Annotated in this window: 13 protein-coding genes and 2 rRNA genes (1 of these 15 cut by a window edge); 9 read left to right on the forward strand and 6 right to left on the reverse strand. The window is 71.4% G+C overall.

Features of this window, described 5'->3' with window-relative positions:
• Positions 1-458 (forward strand): 23S ribosomal RNA (locus OG607_RS28490); it begins 2667 nt to the left of the window's first position.
• A gap of 74 nt (positions 459-532) precedes the next feature.
• A 5S ribosomal RNA gene (gene rrf / locus OG607_RS28495) occupies positions 533-649 on the forward strand.
• A 115-nt stretch (positions 650-764) separates the two neighbouring features.
• Here rrf and OG607_RS28500 read toward each other — a convergent pair.
• From OG607_RS28500 to OG607_RS28520, 5 genes are read right to left on the reverse strand one after another with little or no spacing between them, the layout of a single operon-like run.
• Entirely contained in the window at positions 765-2075 is a 1311-nt protein-coding gene (locus OG607_RS28500; protein ID WP_405729421.1) for a DUF58 domain-containing protein, read from the reverse strand.
• Positions 2076-2090: 15 nt separating this feature from the next.
• Positions 2091-3056, reverse strand: coding sequence for an AAA family ATPase (locus OG607_RS28505; protein ID WP_405729424.1), 966 nt, complete (start codon positions 3054-3056; stop codon positions 2091-2093).
• Positions 3053-4294 (reverse strand): DUF4350 domain-containing protein, encoded by a 1242-nt coding sequence (locus OG607_RS28510; protein WP_405729427.1) that lies wholly within the window; start codon positions 4292-4294, stop codon positions 3053-3055. Before OG607_RS28510 ends, OG607_RS28505 begins: the two co-directional genes overlap by 4 nt.
• Positions 4291-4944, reverse strand: coding sequence for a DUF4129 domain-containing protein (locus OG607_RS28515; protein WP_405729430.1), 654 nt, complete (start codon positions 4942-4944; stop codon positions 4291-4293). Before OG607_RS28515 ends, OG607_RS28510 begins: the two co-directional genes overlap by 4 nt.
• Before the next feature lie 5 nt (positions 4945-4949).
• Positions 4950-6212: a glycerophosphoryl diester phosphodiesterase membrane domain-containing protein gene (locus tag OG607_RS28520; protein WP_405729433.1), complete on the reverse strand. Its 1263-nt coding sequence runs from the start codon at positions 6210-6212 to the stop codon at positions 4950-4952.
• 208 nt (positions 6213-6420) lie between these two features.
• Between OG607_RS28520 and mtnA the strand changes: the two genes are divergently transcribed.
• The 7 genes from mtnA (at position 6421) to OG607_RS28555 (ending at position 14707) form a co-directional block, all read left to right on the forward strand.
• Positions 6421-7530, forward strand: coding sequence for an S-methyl-5-thioribose-1-phosphate isomerase (mtnA, locus tag OG607_RS28525; RefSeq protein ID WP_405729436.1), 1110 nt, complete (start codon positions 6421-6423; stop codon positions 7528-7530).
• Positions 7527-8216 (forward strand): MtrAB system response regulator MtrA, encoded by a 690-nt coding sequence (gene mtrA, locus OG607_RS28530; protein ID WP_329322197.1) that lies wholly within the window; start codon positions 7527-7529, stop codon positions 8214-8216. The genes mtnA and mtrA overlap by 4 nt, the downstream gene beginning before the upstream one ends.
• 1 nt (position 8217) lies before the next feature.
• On the forward strand, positions 8218-10200 hold the full coding sequence (gene mtrB / locus OG607_RS28535; RefSeq protein ID WP_405729441.1) for an MtrAB system histidine kinase MtrB: 1983 nt from the start codon (positions 8218-8220) through the stop codon (positions 10198-10200).
• Between the two features lie 47 nt (positions 10201-10247).
• On the forward strand, positions 10248-12038 hold the full coding sequence (locus tag OG607_RS28540) for an LpqB family beta-propeller domain-containing protein (protein ID WP_405729444.1): 1791 nt from the start codon (positions 10248-10250) through the stop codon (positions 12036-12038).
• A 209-nt stretch (positions 12039-12247) separates the two neighbouring features.
• Positions 12248-12814: a ComF family protein gene (locus OG607_RS28545; protein WP_405729447.1), complete on the forward strand. Its 567-nt coding sequence runs from the start codon at positions 12248-12250 to the stop codon at positions 12812-12814.
• A gap of 322 nt (positions 12815-13136) precedes the next feature.
• Positions 13137-13820, forward strand: a complete 684-nt coding sequence (gene hpf, locus OG607_RS28550; RefSeq protein ID WP_405729450.1) for a ribosome hibernation-promoting factor, HPF/YfiA family — start codon at positions 13137-13139, stop codon at positions 13818-13820.
• 143 nt (positions 13821-13963) lie between these two features.
• Positions 13964-14707: a response regulator gene (locus OG607_RS28555; RefSeq protein WP_405729453.1), complete on the forward strand. Its 744-nt coding sequence runs from the start codon at positions 13964-13966 to the stop codon at positions 14705-14707.
• A gap of 2 nt (positions 14708-14709) precedes the next feature.
• Here the strand turns inward: OG607_RS28555 and OG607_RS28560 are convergent, their stop codons facing one another.
• The gene (locus tag OG607_RS28560; protein WP_405729456.1) at positions 14710-15885 is read right to left on the reverse strand and encodes a winged helix-turn-helix domain-containing protein; all 1176 of its coding nucleotides are present in this window, start codon (positions 15883-15885) and stop codon (positions 14710-14712) included.
• Positions 15886-15914 lie beyond the last annotated feature (29 nt).

Here is a 15914-nt window from a genome sequence, read left to right on the forward strand (position 1 = left end):
GGGGATAACAGGCTGATCTTCCCCAAGAGTCCATATCGACGGGATGGTTTGGCACCTCGATGTCGGCTCGTCGCATCCTGGGGCTGGAGTCGGTCCCAAGGGTTGGGCTGTTCGCCCATTAAAGCGGTACGCGAGCTGGGTTTAGAACGTCGTGAGACAGTTCGGTCCCTATCCGCTGTGCGCGTAGGAATATTGAGAAGGGCTGTCCCTAGTACGAGAGGACCGGGACGGACGAACCTCTGGTGTGCCAGTTGTCCTGCCAAGGGCATGGCTGGTTGGCTACGTTCGGGAGGGATAACCGCTGAAAGCATCTAAGCGGGAAGCCTGCTTCGAGATGAGTATTCCCACCCCCTTTGAGGGGTTAAGGCTCCCAGTAGACGACTGGGTTGATAGGCCGGATGTGGAAGCCCTGTAAGGGGTGGAGCTGACCGGTACTAATAGGCCGAGGGCTTGTCCTCAGTTGCTCGCGTCCACTGTGTAGTTCTGAAGTAACGAACCATGTTGTGGTCTGGTTCAGTTGTCTTCATAGTGTTTCGGTGGTCATTGCGTTAGGGAAACGCCCGGTTACATTCCGAACCCGGAAGCTAAGCCTTTCAGCGCCGATGGTACTGCAGGGGGGACCCTGTGGGAGAGTAGGACGCCGCCGAACAATTTTTAGCCTCAGTCCCCGAGCCTTGTGCTCGGGGACTGAGGCATTTTTGCGTTCTACCGCAGTTCCGGTGGACCGGATGAGGCCGGGGCCGGGCCGGTAGGGCAATTGGTTTTCAGAGGCGGCCGGCGGCTTTGAGGGCGAGGTAGGCGTCGGCGAGTGCGGGGGCGATGTCGGTGGGAGGGGCGTCGACGACGGTGATGCCATGGCGGGAGAGCCGCTGGGCGGTGCGCAGGCGCTCGGTGCGGGCCTGTTCGGCGGCTGCGGCGGCGTAGACGGCGTCGAGGGTGCCGCGGCCTTGGGCGAGCTCCTGGATGCGGGGGTCGGCGACGGAGGCGATGAGGACCTCGTGGCGGTGGGTGAGCTGGGGGAGGACTGGGAGGAGGCCTTCCTCCATGGGGGCGGCGTCGAGGCTGGTGAGGAGGACGACGAGGGATCGGTGGGGGGCGCGGTGGAGGACGGTGGCGACGAGGCCGGGGGCGTCGGACTCGATGAGTTCGGGTTCGAGGGGGGCCATGGCGTTGACGAGGGCGGGGAGGATGTCGTTGGCGTGGCGGCCCTGGACGGAGGCGCGGACGTGGCGGTCGTAGGCGAGCAGGTCGACGCGGTCGCCAGCGCGGGTGGCGAGGACGGCCAGGAGGAGGGCGGCATCCATGGCGGCGTCGAGGCGCGGGGCGTCGCCGACGCGGCCGGCGGAGGTGCGGCCGGTGTCGAGGACGATGAGGATGTGGCGGTCGCGTTCGGGTCGCCAGGTGCGGACTGCAACGGTGCCGCGGCGGGCGGTGGCGCGCCAGTCGATGGAGCGGGTGTCGTCGCCGGGGATGTACTCCCGGAGGGAGTCGAATTCGGTGCCTTGGCCGCGGACCAGGAGCGAGGTGCGGCCGTCGAGTTCGCGGAGCCGGGCCAGGCGGGAGGGCAGGTGCTTGCGGCTGTGGAAGGGCGGCAGGACGCGCACGGTCCAGGGCACACGGTGCGAGCCTTGGCGGGCGGCCAGGCCCAGGGGGCCGAGGGAGCGGACGGTGATGCGGTCTGCGGTGCGGTCGCCACGGCGGGTGGGGTGCAGGTGGGTGGTGACTCGGCGGCGTTCGCCTGCCGGGAGGGTGAGCCGGTGACGGGAGGCGAACACCTCGGTGCCGGGGTGCCAGCTGCTGGGCGGCCAGGCGTCGCGGATGCGGGCGTGCAGCGGGCGGCTCGAGGGGTTGTGGATGGTCAGGTGGACCTCGGTGGCGTCACCTTGACGTACCGAGGTGTCACCACTTCGGGTGATATGCAGCTTTCGCACTGGCGCGGCGAGCGCGAGGTCGCACAGAATTCCGAATAGAAGGATTCCCTCGATGGCGAGGATGCCGCTCCAGCTCGGGAGCAGCAGTCCGACGACGAGGGCGCCGAGCGCGGCGAGCAGGGCGGTGCGTCCGGTGATTGCCATCGGTCGGTTGCCTTTTCAGCGGGGGACGGGGACGCGGGACAGGACGGAGGTGATGACGGAGTCCGCTGTCACGCCTTCCATCTCCGCCTCGGGGCGCAGCTGCACGCGGTGCCGGAGGGTGGGCAGGGCGAGGGCCTTGACGTCGTCGGGGATGACGTAGTCGCGGCCGGTGAGCCAGGCCCAGGCGCGGGAGGTGGCGAGCAGGGCGGTGGCGCCACGGGGGGAGACACCGAGGGTGAGAGAGGGGGATTCGCGGGTGGCTCGGCAGATATCGACGATGTAGCCGGTGATCTCCGGGGAGACGGCCGTCTTGGCGACGGCGGCGCGGGCGGCTTCCAGGTCGGCGGGACCGGCGACGGGCCGCAGGCCGGCGGTGTGCAGGTCGCGGGGGTTGAAGCCGTCGGCGTGCCGGGTGAGGACGTCTATCTCGGTGTCGCGGGAGGGCAGTGGGAGGATCAGCTTCACCAGAAAGCGGTCGAGCTGGGCTTCGGGCAGCGGGTAGGTGCCCTCGTACTCGACGGGGTTCTGGGTGGCGGCGACCAGGAAGGGGTCCGGGAGGGGGCGCGGGGTGCCGTCGACAGAGACCTGGCGCTCCTCCATGGCTTCGAGGAGGGAGGCCTGGGTCTTGGGCGGCGTGCGGTTGATCTCGTCGGCCAGCAGGAGGTTGGTGAAGACGGGGCCGGGCTGGAAGGAGAACTCGGCGGTGCGGGCGTCGTAGACGAGTGAGCCGGTGATGTCGCCGGGCATCAGATCGGGGGTGAACTGGACGCGCTTGGTCTCCAGCTGGAGGGAGGCGGCGAGTGCGCGGACGAGGAGGGTCTTGGCCACTCCGGGGACGCCTTCGAGCAGGACGTGTCCTCGGCAGAGCAGGGCCACGACCAGGCCGGTGACGGCCGGGTCCTGGCCGACCACGGCCTTGGCGATTTCGGTGCGCAGGGCCTCGAGGGAGGCGCGGGCGCTGTCGGCGGTCGGGGCGCTCACGGGTTGGCGTACCTCTCTGTGGAAAAGATCGAGCGTTCGAGTGTGTCGAGGTCGTCGGCGAGGCGCAGCAGGGCGGCGTCGTCGGGCGGCGGGGCACCGTGGAGGAGGGTGCGGACGTCGATCGCCGGGTCGGTGAGGCGGGCGGCGACGGCGGTGGCGAGTACGTCGGGTTCGTCGGCCTGGGACGGCGGGATGCCGACCAGCGGGGCGAGCCGGCTGCGGGCCGCAGCGCGCAGGGCCTCGGCGGCGCGGGTGCGGGCTCGGGCTCGGCGGTAGAGGCGGGCCCGGCCTTCGGTGGCCTCGGCGGCGCGTACGGCGACGGGCAGTTGTTCGGCGACGACGGGGCCGAGGCGGCGGGCGCGCCACAGTGCGGCGATGAGCGCGGCGATGAAGAGCTGGAGCAGCGCCCAGTTCCAGCCGGCGGGGATGAGCTCCAGGAAGCTCTGCTGCCCGCCGTCGAGGGCGGAGGTGTCATCGAGGGAGGGGAGGTACCAGACGAGTTTGGGGTGGGCACCGAGGAGCTGGAGCGCGAGGGAGGCGTTGCCCTGCTCGTCGAGGTGCTCGTTCAGCAGCAGGTCGTAGGAGCCGAGTACGACGGTGTCGCCGCCGTTGCCGGCCGGGAGACGCAGCAGGGTGGGGTGGCCGCCGCTGGGATAGCAGGAGTCGGCTCTCGCCTCGATGGGCTCCGTGACGGTGTAGCTGATCCCGCCGGTGGTGGCGTCGCCTGCTCGCTGGGCGGTGGGCAGGTCGCAGTCGGGGCCGTGGACCCTGACGGTGGTGTCGGCGAAGGGGGTGACGCCCGGGGCCAGGGTCTTGGTGGACGCGGGCGTCGGGGCGAGCAGCACGGTGCGGCCGCCGGAGCGTTCGGTGGCCTTGTGGAGGGCGGACTGCTGGCGGTCGGTCAGCAGGTCGGGGACCGCGACGAGAAGGGTGGTGTCGGGTCCGGCCGCTGCGGCGGCCCGGGCGGAGGTGGTGACGACCGTGGTGGTGACGCCCTGGTCGGCGAGGAGAACGGCGAGGGCCCGGGTGCCCCCGGAGTCGGGGGAGCGGGGGTCGAGGGCGTCGTGGTTCTCGCCGGAGTTCACGGCGGCGTAGGCGATGCCGAAGGAGAGGAGGACGAGGAAGGCGGCGATCAGGGCGCGGGACCGGGTCCACAGCTGCCGGGCGGTGGGTGAGGCCGAGGTGCCGGGTGTGCTGGAGGGCGCGGGCGCGACGGTGTCGGGGAGGGTGGTGGTCATGTGGGGGCGCCCCCGGCGGAGGGGACGGCGTCGGCGAATCGCGGTTTGCTGCGCTCGAGTTCGGTGTCGAGGTCGCGCAGGGCGGCGTAGGACTGCTGGGTGGCGGTGCGGCCGCCGTAGGTCACGTCGTCGAAGGTGCGGGCGGCATCGCGCAGTGGGGCGGCATGGGCGGGGAGGAAACGGCCGGCCTCGGCGGCGGCTTCGTCGGCGGTGCGGCCGGGGCGCGGGTCGAGCACGGTGCGTTCCTCCAAGGAGCGCACGATGGCTCGCATGCGTTCCTGCACGGCGGAGGTCCACTGGCCCAGGCGGGCGAAGTGCTCGGCGGCGGTGCGATGTTCGGCGGCGGTGCGCGGGGAGTCGCCGAAGAGACCGGCGGCAGCTGTCTCCGGCGTACGGAGCTTGCCGAGGCGCAGCCGCAGGGCGATCAGCAGGGCTATGACGACGGCTATGACGACGACGAGGCCGACGGTGCCTCCGGGGGCGGCCCCGGAGGCGACGGTGAGGAGGTCGTCGATCTTCTGCCAGAGCCAGTCCAGGGCGCGCTGGAACAGGCTGGGGTCGTTCTGGTGGTAGATCGGCTTGGACAGTTCGTGCTGCGCCGCTTCGCGGGCGGCGTCGCGCGGGATCGTGACCGGTACGTCCCCCGTCACAGGCGTCAGCTCCCGGAGGTGGTGCTGTCGGCGGGGGAGTCTCCGTAGCCGGGGACGCCTGCGGCGCGGGCGAGTTCGATGTCCAGGGCCTCGCGGCGGATGCGCTGGTCCATGTAGAGGAGGGCGGTGACGCCGGCGCTGATCGGGAGGGTGATGGTCGAACCGATCACCGCGCCGATGCCGATGACGATGAGGGAGGTCCAGCCGTAGCCGGCGGAGTCACTGGAGAGGAAGCCGGAGGCGCCGCCCTCGCCAGTGAGCATGGCAAGGACGACGAAGGGAGTCTGGATGGCGCCGGACAGCAGGAAGACGATGAACGAGGCGAGCAGCTGGATGCCGAACATCCGCCACCACGAGCCGCGTACCAGCTTGGAGGAGCGGGCCAGGGCCTTGAACACGCTCTGCTTCTCCAGCATCAGCGCGGGGGAGGCCAGGCTGAAGCGGATCAGCAGCCAGGCGGCGACCACCATTGCTGCCAGGGCACCGAGGACGCCCAGGGCGATTCCGCCTCCGGTGGAGCCGGCGACGGCCACCAGGATGCCGGGGGTGACGCCGACGGCGAGGAGGCCGATACCGAGGAGGCCCAGCAGTACGGTCAGCCCGAGGAGCCGCAGCAGCTGAGGGCGGGCATCGGACCAGGCGTCGCGGGTGGTGACCGGCCGGGCGAGCACGGCGCGGCTGATCACCATGGTGAGCATCGCGGTGGCGATCACGGTGCCCAGCAGGGTGATTACCAGGGCGAGGACGTTGAGGGTGAGGCTGCCGCCGACGGCGCGCATGACGTCGCCGAACGTGGCCCGGTCGCCGAGGCTGTTGAGGTCCGAGTTCTCGATGAGTCCCTGGGCCACCACCATGAGGGTCTCGGTGACCAGTGCGACGACGAAGGAGATGCCCAGCACGGTGCGCCAGTGGGCGCGCATGGTGGAGACGGCGCCGTCGAGGATCTCGCCGACGCCCAGCGGGCGCAGCGGGATGACGCCGGGCTTCGGGGACGGCGGTTTGCCCCAGTGCGGCTGCTGCCAGCCCTGTTGCCAGCCCTGCTGCTGGCCCCAGCCGGGGCCTGCGGGCGGTGGCGGCGGGGGCGGTGGCGGTGTGCTGCCCGGGCCGGCTGCGGCGGGGGAGCCGGGGGCGGACCACTGGCCGGGCGGGGGCTGCTGCTTGGACCAGTTCGGGGGAGCGGAATCCTGGGGCGTGCCGGGGCCGTTCTCGGGGTCCGGCTCGCCGGAGGGAGAGGATCCGGGCGAGGCCCAGCCCGGAGTGTCGTTCATCATCGCTCCTTCGTCACTGCGCTTCCCTGTCCTGTAACGGCGGGATGGGGGCCATCGTGCCATGGGGTGTCCGGTCCCGTACCGGGGGAGGCCTGAGTGCGTTCGGCCCGGTCCTGCACCGTGCGGCCACTGTGCGGTCGATTTTGAGTGAAGCTCCTCGGTGCGGGAACTGTTCAACTCGCCGCGGTGTTCGCGGGAGACTGAGCGGATGGGTGATCGGTACGTGGTAACGAAGGCCAACGATTCATTGCCGCCTCTTCGTTGGGAGGAGCCGCCGGAAGGGCCGGTGCTTGTCCTGCTCGACCAGACGCGCCTGCCGGGCGAGGAGACGGAGCTGGTGTGCACCGATGTGCCGGCGCTGGTGGAGGCGATCCGCACGCTGGCGGTGCGCGGGGCGCCGCTGCTGGGCATAGCGGGGGCGTACGGGGTCGCGCTGGCGGCCGTACGGGGTTTTGACGTGGACGACGCAGCCGAGACGCTCGCGTACGCCAGGCCGACGGCGGTCAACCTGGGGTACGGGGTGCGCCGGGCGGCAGCGGCCTATCACGCGGCGCTGGCCGGCGGTGGTGGTGCCGAGCGGGCGGCGGCGGCCGCGCTGGCCGAGGCGCGGGGGCTGCACGCGGAGGACGCGGAGGCCAGCGCGGCCATGGCTCAGCATGGGCTGGAGCTGCTGGCGGAGCTGCTGCCCGGCGGCGGCTACCAGGTGCTCACGCACTGCAACACCGGTGCCCTGGTCTCCGGAGGAGAGGGCACCGCCATGGCCGTCGTGGCCGCCGCCCACCGGGCGGGCGAGCTGCGGCGCCTGTGGGTGGACGAGACCCGCCCGCTGCTGCAGGGTGCCCGCCTCACCGCGTACGAGGCGGCCCGCGCCGGCATGCCGTACACCCTGCTCACCGACAGCGCGGCTGGCTCGCTCTTCGCCGCGGGGGAGGTCGACGCGGTTCTCATCGGTGCGGACCGCATTGCCGCCGACGGGTCCGTGGCGAACAAGGTCGGCAGCTATCCGCTGGCGGTGCTCGCCCGCTACCACAATGTGCCCTTCATCGTGGTGGCCCCGACCACGACGGTGGATCTGGGCACCCCGGACGGGGCCTCGATCGAGGTCGAGCAGCGTTCGGGACACGAGGTGACGGAGGCGGCGGGGAATCCGGTGGCGCCGCTCGGCACCCAGGCTTACAACCCTGCGTTCGATGTCACACCGGCAAGTTTGATAACGGCGATTGTTACGGAAAACGGCGCGATTTCGCCCGTTACGGCCAGTGATCTCGTGGCTTTGTGCGGCCCTAGTGCTCCAGGTCACGATCAGGTAATGGGATGATGGTGCGTATGAAGGGACGTGTCCTGGTCGTCGACGACGACACCGCACTGGCAGAGATGCTTGGCATCGTGCTGCGCGGCGAAGGTTTTGAGCCGTCGTTCGTGGCCGACGGTGACAAGGCCCTGGCCGCTTTCCGTGAGACCAAGCCCGATCTGGTTCTCCTCGACCTCATGCTCCCCGGGCGGGACGGCATCGACGTATGCCGTCAGATCCGGGCCGAGTCAGGGGTGCCCATCGTCATGCTCACCGCCAAGAGCGACACCGTTGATGTCGTGGTGGGCCTGGAATCCGGGGCTGATGACTATGTCATCAAGCCCTTCAAGCCGAAGGAGCTGGTGGCACGGGTACGGGCGCGGCTGCGCCGTGCCGAGGAGCCGACGCCCGAGCAGCTGACCATCGGTGACCTGGTCATCGATGTCGCGGGTCACTCGGTCAAGCGCGAGGGGCTGCCCATAGCGCTGACCCCGCTGGAGTTCGACCTGCTGGTGGCGCTGGCCCGCAAGCCCTGGCAGGTGTTCACCCGTGAGGTGCTGCTGGAGCAGGTGTGGGGCTATCGGCACGCCGCCGACACCCGGCTGGTCAATGTGCATGTGCAGCGGCTGCGCTCCAAGGTCGAGAAGGACCCGGAGCGTCCGGAGATCGTGGTGACCGTCCGGGGCGTCGGCTACAAGGCGGGTCCGGGCTGACATGGCGGTGCCGTACGAGCGCGAGCGGCTGGAGGCCCGGCCGGCGAGTGTGCTGGACGGGCTGCTTCCGGTGCTCCGCTCGTGCGCGCGCTGGGGGCGCCGTCCGCTGCAGCCCGGGCTGAGGCTGTGGCGGCGCAACATCCAGCTGCGGGTGGTGGCCACCACGCTGCTGATGTCGCTGGGCGTGGTGCTGCTGCTCGGTGTGGTGGTCATCGGGCAGGTCAAGAACGGGCTGCTGGACGCCAAGCGGCAGGCCGCGCAGAGCCAGGCCATGGGCGGCTTCGGCGTCGCGAAGGAGAAGGCAGGCAACACCTCGTCCGGCACCTCGGGGACCGCCACGTCCGGGCGCAGCCAGACCGACGCGGGGGCATGGCTGACCGCGCTGGTCGAGGCCCTCGCGAGTGGCGGGCAGGGCGCGTACTCGGTGGTCGCGCTGAGTTCCGACGCACAGACGCAGACCTTCGCCCGGGACAGCGGCGACAGCACGGACAGCACCGGCACCCGAGGTCCGCGCGCTTCCGGCTCGGTACTGCCCGAGGAGAGCGTTCCGGCGCAGTTGCGCGCGGCGCTGGACACCAGCACCAAGGTGCAGGAGCAGTACACCACGATGGTGCGCGACAACAGCGGCGAGAACCAGGCCGCGCTCGCCGTCGGTCAGCGGCTGATGGATCCGAACGGGCATCCGTACCAGCTGTACTACCTCTTCCCCTTCGACCAGGAGGAGAAGACCCTCAACCTGGTCAAGGGCACCCTGGCGACCGCCGGGATCTTCGTGGTGGTGCTGCTCGGCGCCATCGCGTGGGTGGTCGTACGCCAGGTGGTCACCCCGGTCCGGATGGCCGCCGGGATCGCCGAGCGGCTCGCCGCCGGGCGGCTGCAGGAGCGGATGAAGGTCAGCGGCGAGGACGACATCGCGCGGCTCGGCGAGTCCTTCAACAAGATGGCGCAGAACCTCCAGGTCAAGATCCAGCAGATGGAGGACCTGTCACGGATGCAGCGCCGCTTCGTCTCCGACGTCTCGCACGAGCTGCGCACGCCGCTCACCACCGTCCGGATGGCCGCCGATGTCATCCATGACGCCCGCGAGGACTTCGACGCGGCGACCTCCCGTTCCGCGGAACTGCTGCAGACCCAGCTCGACCGCTTCGAGTCGCTGCTCTCCGACCTGCTGGAGATCAGCCGCTTCGACGCGGGCGCGGCCGACCTGGCCGCCGAGCCGATAGACCTGCGGGACGTCGTGCGCAGGGTGGTCGAGGCCGCCGAGCCGCTGACCGAGCGCAAGGGCAGCCGGGTCGTCGTACGCGGCGACGAGCAGCCGGTGATCGCGGAGGCGGACGCCCGGCGGGTGGAACGCGTCCTGCGCAACCTCGTGGTCAACGCCGTCGAGCACGGCGACGGCAAGGACGTGGTCGTACGCCTGGCCTCGGCGGGCGGCGCGGTCGCCATCGCCGTACGCGACTACGGCGTCGGGCTCAAGCCCGGCGAGGCGACCCGGGTCTTCAACCGCTTCTGGCGGGCCGACCCGGCACGCGCACGCACGACCGGGGGCACCGGCCTCGGCCTGTCCATCGCAGTCGAGGACGCCCGGCTGCACGGCGGCTGGCTCCAGGCCTGGGGCGAGCCGGGCGGCGGCTCGCAGTTCCGGCTGACGCTGCCCCGTACGGCCGGGGAGAGCCTGCGCGGTTCCCCGATCGCCCTGGAGCCGGAGGACTCACGGCGCAACAGCGTGCTGCGGGCCCCCGTGCCGCCCGCCGACGCGCCGGCCGCTCCGGTGGCCAGGGTGGCGGTGCACGACACCATGCCGGCGCTGCCCGGCCCCCGTATCGCTCCGGCCATACCGACCATCCCGTCGATGCCCGCCGCGCCCGCCGCCGACCCGGCGGCTCTGCCGGGCAGCGGCGCGCGGGTCGTCGGGCACGGGGCGGGGAGCCGGAACATCAGCGCTGAGACGGTCGCCGACGAGGCGCGGGAGGACGGACACTGATGCGCGCCATGGGGGGCGGCCCGCACGCCGTTCGTAGCATTTACCGCATGCGCAGGCAGGCCGGAACGGCGGCGCTGCTCGGTTGCCTCGTGCTGCTCGCGGGCTGCGCATCGATGCCCAGCAGCGGCGAGGTGAGCAAGGTCGGCAGCGAGGCGCACAACGACGCGGACTCCCAGGTGCGGGTCTACGGCGTCAAGCCGCAGAAGGGCGAGCTGGCGGCGGACATCGTCAGCGGCTTCCTGGAGGCGACGACCAGCAACGAGGCCGACTACGACACCGCGCGCGAGTACCTGGCGAAGGGGCTGAAGAAGACCTGGCAGCCCAACAGGAAGATCACCATCCTGTCCGGTGGCGCCGTACAGAGCGTCCAGGCGGGCAGCACGAACAGCTCCACCACGGTCAGCCTGTCCGGTAGGACGGTCGCGGCGGTGGACAGCAAGCACGCCTACCGCGCCGTCTCCAAGGAGTTCTCCGCCGGGATCCACCTGTCCAAGGAGCGCGGGGAGTGGCGGATCGACAGCGTGCCGGACGGGCTCGTGCTCAGCGAGGCGGACTTCCTGCGCCTGTACCAGTCCGTCGACATCTACTACTACGCGTCGCTCGGCCAGGACGCCGCCGGCACGGCCGGCCGGCTCCGCGATGTGCTGGTCGCCGACCCGGTCTATCTGCGTTCGCAGGTCGACCTGCTGCAGAACACGGTCAGTTCTCTGCTGTCGGGACCGACCGACTGGCTGGACCCGGTGGTCGCCTCCGCCTTTCCGTCCGGCACAAAGGCGAAGCGGCTGTCCCTGGACGACTCCCAGCACCTGACGGTCAAGCTCAGCAAGACGCCCGGCACCGACGCCTCGACCTGTCACCGGATGGCCGCCCAGCTCATGAACACCGTGCAGGGCGTCGCGACGCTGCCGGTGGCCTCGGTGGAGCTGCAGCGGCCCGACGGGGCGGCGGCATGCTCGCTCTCGCAGCAGCAGGCCGCCGAGTACGCCCCGGAGCAGGTGGCCGGCACGGCCGACCAGCAGCAGTACTTCATCGACACCGGCCACCGCCTCGTCAGCCTCTACGGCAACGCCACCGCGGCCGAACGGGTGCCCGGGCCGCTCGGCGCGGGCCAGGTCGACCTGGGATCGGTCGCCGTACGCCGTGACGAGACCTACGCGGCGGGCGTGAAGGCCGACGGCAGCGCGCTGTTCGTCACGGGGCTCACCGCCGACGCCGCGCTGGGCCAGTCGGTGCTCAAGAGCACCGCTCATGGCAGGAACGGGCTGAGCGCCCCCAGCTGGGACGGCTACAACGACCTGTGGGTCGCCGACCGCAACCCGGCGAACCCCCGGCTGCTGATGCTCCAGGACGGTGCCGGCGCCCCGGTCGAGGTGTCGGTGCCCGATCTCAAGGGCGGCCGGATCGAATCGCTCCGGGTGGCCGCGGACGGTGTACGGATCGCGATGCTCGTGACCGAGGGCAGCAGCACGACGCTGCGCCTCGGGCGCATCGAGCGCGGCGGCACCCAGGCCCATCCGGAGCTGACGGTGACCGCGCTGCGGCAGGTCACCCCGTACCTGGAGGACGTCAAGGCGGCGTCCTGGGCTGGAGTGAGCCGGCTGGTGGTCGTCGGGCAGGAGTCCGGGGGCGTGCAGCAGATCCAGTACGTCGGGGTGGACGGCTCGACCTCCGACGACACGACCGTGCCCGGCATCAGCGGCGTCACCTCCGTGGCAGCCTCCGAGAGCCAGGACAAGCCGCTGCTCGCGTCGCTGGGCGACGGGATCTTCCGGCTCCCCACGGACGGGAACTGGAAGGCGGTCACCCCGAAGGGCGGCTCGCCGGTCTACCCGGGCTGACGGAATCCGCCGGCAGGCACGGCCGGGGCCCGAGTTGTCCACAGGGGGTGGTGGCAAGGGGTCAACAGGGGCAAGCTGGACATATGCGGGGGCTGTGGCAGGAGTTGGCGGGGCTGGTGCTGCCGACGGAGTGCGCGGGGTGCGGGGCGCCGCGGACGGGGCTGTGCGAGGGGTGCCGGTCGATGCTGGGTCACCGCCGGGGGCGACGCGTGCGCCCCGAGCCGGAGCCGGTGGGACTGCCGGAGGTGTACGCGGTGGCGGGATATGCCGATGAGGTGCGGTCGGTGCTGCTGGCGCACAAGGAGCGGGGGGCGATGGCGCTGGCGGGGCCGCTGGGGGCGGCACTGGCGGGGGCGGTACGCGCGGTCGCGCCCAGTGGGCCGGTGGTGCTCGTGCCGGTGCCCTCGTCGCGGCGGGCGGTGGCGGTGCGGGGGCATGACGCGACGCGGCGGATCGCGGTGGCGGCGGCCATGGCGCTGCGCAGGGGCGGGCGGACCACCCGCGTGGCAGCGGTGCTGCGGCAGGGCCGCGAGGTGGCGGACCAGGCGGGGCTGAGCGGCCCTGAGCGGGTGGCGAATCTGGCGGGGGCCCTGGTGGCCGCGCGGGGGGCCGGGAGGCGGCTGGGGGCGGCGCGGGTGGTCGTGGTGGACGACCTGATGACGACCGGGGCGTCGCTGGCGGAGGCGGCGGCCGTCCTGCGGGCCGCGGGTGGCCGGGTGGCCGGGGCGGCGGTGGTGGCGGCGCCCCCGGATGCCGTACGGGAAGCGGAACTCTGAGGCCGGGGGAATCGTTGCAGGTAGTACAGCCGGGGGCTGGCCCGAACGGAGGTATCACGCCGTTGGGGGTGCCGACCTCCGGCTTACGGGTCTATGTTCGGTGGTGAGGTACCAAGGGAAAGTGTTCGCCCAGAATTCGTATGGGTGTCGATCTTTCCCATGGGGGAGGAGGAGGTGAGAGTCGCGGCTTCGCCGCCCCCGGAGCCTCCGGAGCGCGCGCGGAGCGGCAGCTAGCACAGCGCCGGGTGGGACCTGGTGCCCGCCGGCCTCAGCGCAAGGGATGCGCCCCGTCAGACCGGGGCGGTCCGGAACGGAGTTCTGCGTGGACATCGTCGTCAAGGGCCGCAAGACCGAGGTGCCCGAGCGGTTCCGGAAGCACGTGACCGAGAAGCTGGAGAAGATCCAGAAGCTCGACGGCAAGGTGATCAGCCTCGACGTCGAGGTGTCCAAGGAGCTCAACCCCCGGCAGGCGGACCGCTCCGACCGGGTGGAGATCACACTGCTCACACGTGGACCGGTGGTCCGGGCAGAGGCCGCGGCGGCGGACCCGTATGCGGCGCTCGACCTTGCCGTGAGCAAGCTGGAAGCACGGCTGCGCAAGGCGGCCGACAAGCGCAGGGTGCACCGCGGCGGCAGCCGCACTCCGACGAGCGTCGCGGAAGCGACGGCCGGACTGACCGGCGCGCCGGAGCTCAACGGCAGCCGGGCCGCCGAACAGCCGCGCGGCGGGGTGCCCACCACCAGGATCGGCCCCCTGGAAGTCCAGGGCGAAGGCCCGCTGGTGGTACGTGAGAAGACACATGCGGCAGCACCGATGGCGCTCGACCAGGCGCTCTACGAAATGGAATTGGTCGGGCACGACTTCTATCTGTATCTCGACTCCGACACGGGAGAACCGGCTGTCGTCTACCGGCGGCACGGCTACGACTACGGCGTCATCCACCTCAAGGCGGACCCGTCCTCCGAGGAGGCGCCGTCCGGCGCGGGCGGTGCCCTGCACCGGTAACAGGTGCCAGCCACGGCGCTCCCGGGCCTAATACGACCTCGTCCGGGGGCGCCGCTGTGCCCGGGCATGGAATCATGGGCACGCAGCCAACGAAAGGGCCGCGCCGCCCGGTTGGCCTGGCACGACCCGAGGGGGAGGAACCGATGGCGGACAGCTTTGAGCCCGCGGCGGTCGGTGACACGTCCGGAGCGACCGGAGCGACCGGCGCGACCGGCGCATCGCGCCAGGAGCCGATCAGGGTCCTGGTCGTCGATGACCACGCGCTTTTCCGGCGTGGCCTGGAGATCGTGCTCGCCCAGGAGGAGGACATCCAGGTCGTCGGCGAGGCCGGCGACGGGGCGGAGGCGGTGGACAAGGCGGCGGATCTGCTGCCGGACATCGTGCTGATGGATGTACGGATGCCCAAGCGCGGCGGCATCGAGGCCTGCACCTCCATCAAGGAGGTGGCCCCGAGCGCGAAGATCATCATGCTGACGATAAGCGACGAGGAAGCCGACCTCTACGAGGCGATCAAGGCGGGCGCGACGGGCTATCTCCTGAAGGAGATCTCCACCGACGAGGTCGCGACCGCGATCCGCGCGGTGGCGGACGGGCAGTCGCAGATCAGCCCGTCGATGGCCTCGAAGCTGCTCACCGAGTTCAAGTCGATGATCCAGCGCACGGACGAGCGGCGGCTGGTCCCGGCGCCCAAGCTCACCGACCGCGAGCTGGAGGTGCTGAAGCTGGTGGCCACGGGGCTGAACAACCGGGACATCGCGAAGCAGCTCTTCATCAGCGAGAACACGGTGAAGAACCACGTGCGGAACATTCTGGAGAAGCTGCAGCTGCACTCCAGGATGGAGGCGGTGGTGTACGCGATGCGGGAGAAGATCCTCGAGATCAGGTAGGGCTACCGCAGGTCGTGGCTGCGCTTGAGCGCGCCGATCAGCGTGTCCCGCAGGTCGTCCTGCATGACACGCTCGACCCGGACATCGGTGCAGCCGACCCACGTGGCGGCCTCGACGAGGGCGGTGGCCATCGGCTCGACCGCTTTGGGGCCGTCCAGGGACACCTGGCGGGCGACCAGGGTGCGGCCGTCGCGGGCGGGGTCGACGCGGCCGATGAGGTTGCCGCCGGAGAGCAGGGGCATGGCGAAGTAGCCGTGTATGCGCTGGGGCTTGGGGACGTACGCCTCAAGGCGGTGGGTGAAGCCGAAGACGCGCTCGGTGCGGGGGCGGTCCCAGACCAGGGAGTCGAAGGGGGACAGCAGCGTCGTGCGGTGGCGGCCGCGGGGCGGGGCGGCGAGGGCGGCGGGGTCGGCCCAGGCGGGCTTGGCCCAGCCATCGATCTGGACGGGGACCAGGCCGGAGTCGGCGATCACGGCGTCGACCTGCTGGCCCTTGAGGCGGTGGTAGTCGGCGAGGTCGGCCCGGGTGGCGACGCCCATCGCGGCGCCGGCCTGGGCGACCAGACGGCGCCAGCACTCGGCGTCGTCGAGGTCGTCGTGGAGGAGGGGGCCGGGCACGGCGCGCTCGGCGAGGTCGTACACCCGCTTCCAGCTGCGCCGGCGGGTGCAGACCACCTCGCCGGTGTCGAGCAGCCACTCGACCGCGATCTTCGTCTCGGACCAGTCCCACCACGGCCCGCCGTTCTTCGCGCCACCCAGCTCGGTCGAGGTGAGCGGCCCGTCGGCTCGGAGCCGGTCCAGGACGGCGGCGCACGAGCGCTCGGCGTCGGCCAGCTCGTGCCAGCGGTAACCGCGCGCCCGGCGGGCCCGGCGGCGGAAGGCGAAGTGCGGCCACTCCTCGATCGGGAGGATGCAGGCGGCGTGCGACCAGTACTCGAAAGCGTGATTGTCCGTCCAGTACGCGGACTCCACCGCGTCCCGGCCGACGGCTCCCAGCCGGGAGTACGGAATCAGCTCATGGGACCTCGCCAGCACCGAGATCGTGTCGAGCTGCACCGCGCCCAGGTGCCGCAGCACGCCCCGTACGCCGCCGCGGCGGTCGGGCGTGCCCAGGAAGCCCTGTGCGCGCAGCGCGATCCGGCGGGCGTCGGCGGCGGAGAGGGAGACCGGTGTCGTCATGCCGGTCAGCGTAGAGGCGGGCACTGACA

Source organism: Streptomyces sp. NBC_01537, assembly GCF_045040445.1.
Classification (GTDB): domain Bacteria; phylum Actinomycetota; class Actinomycetes; order Streptomycetales; family Streptomycetaceae; genus Actinacidiphila.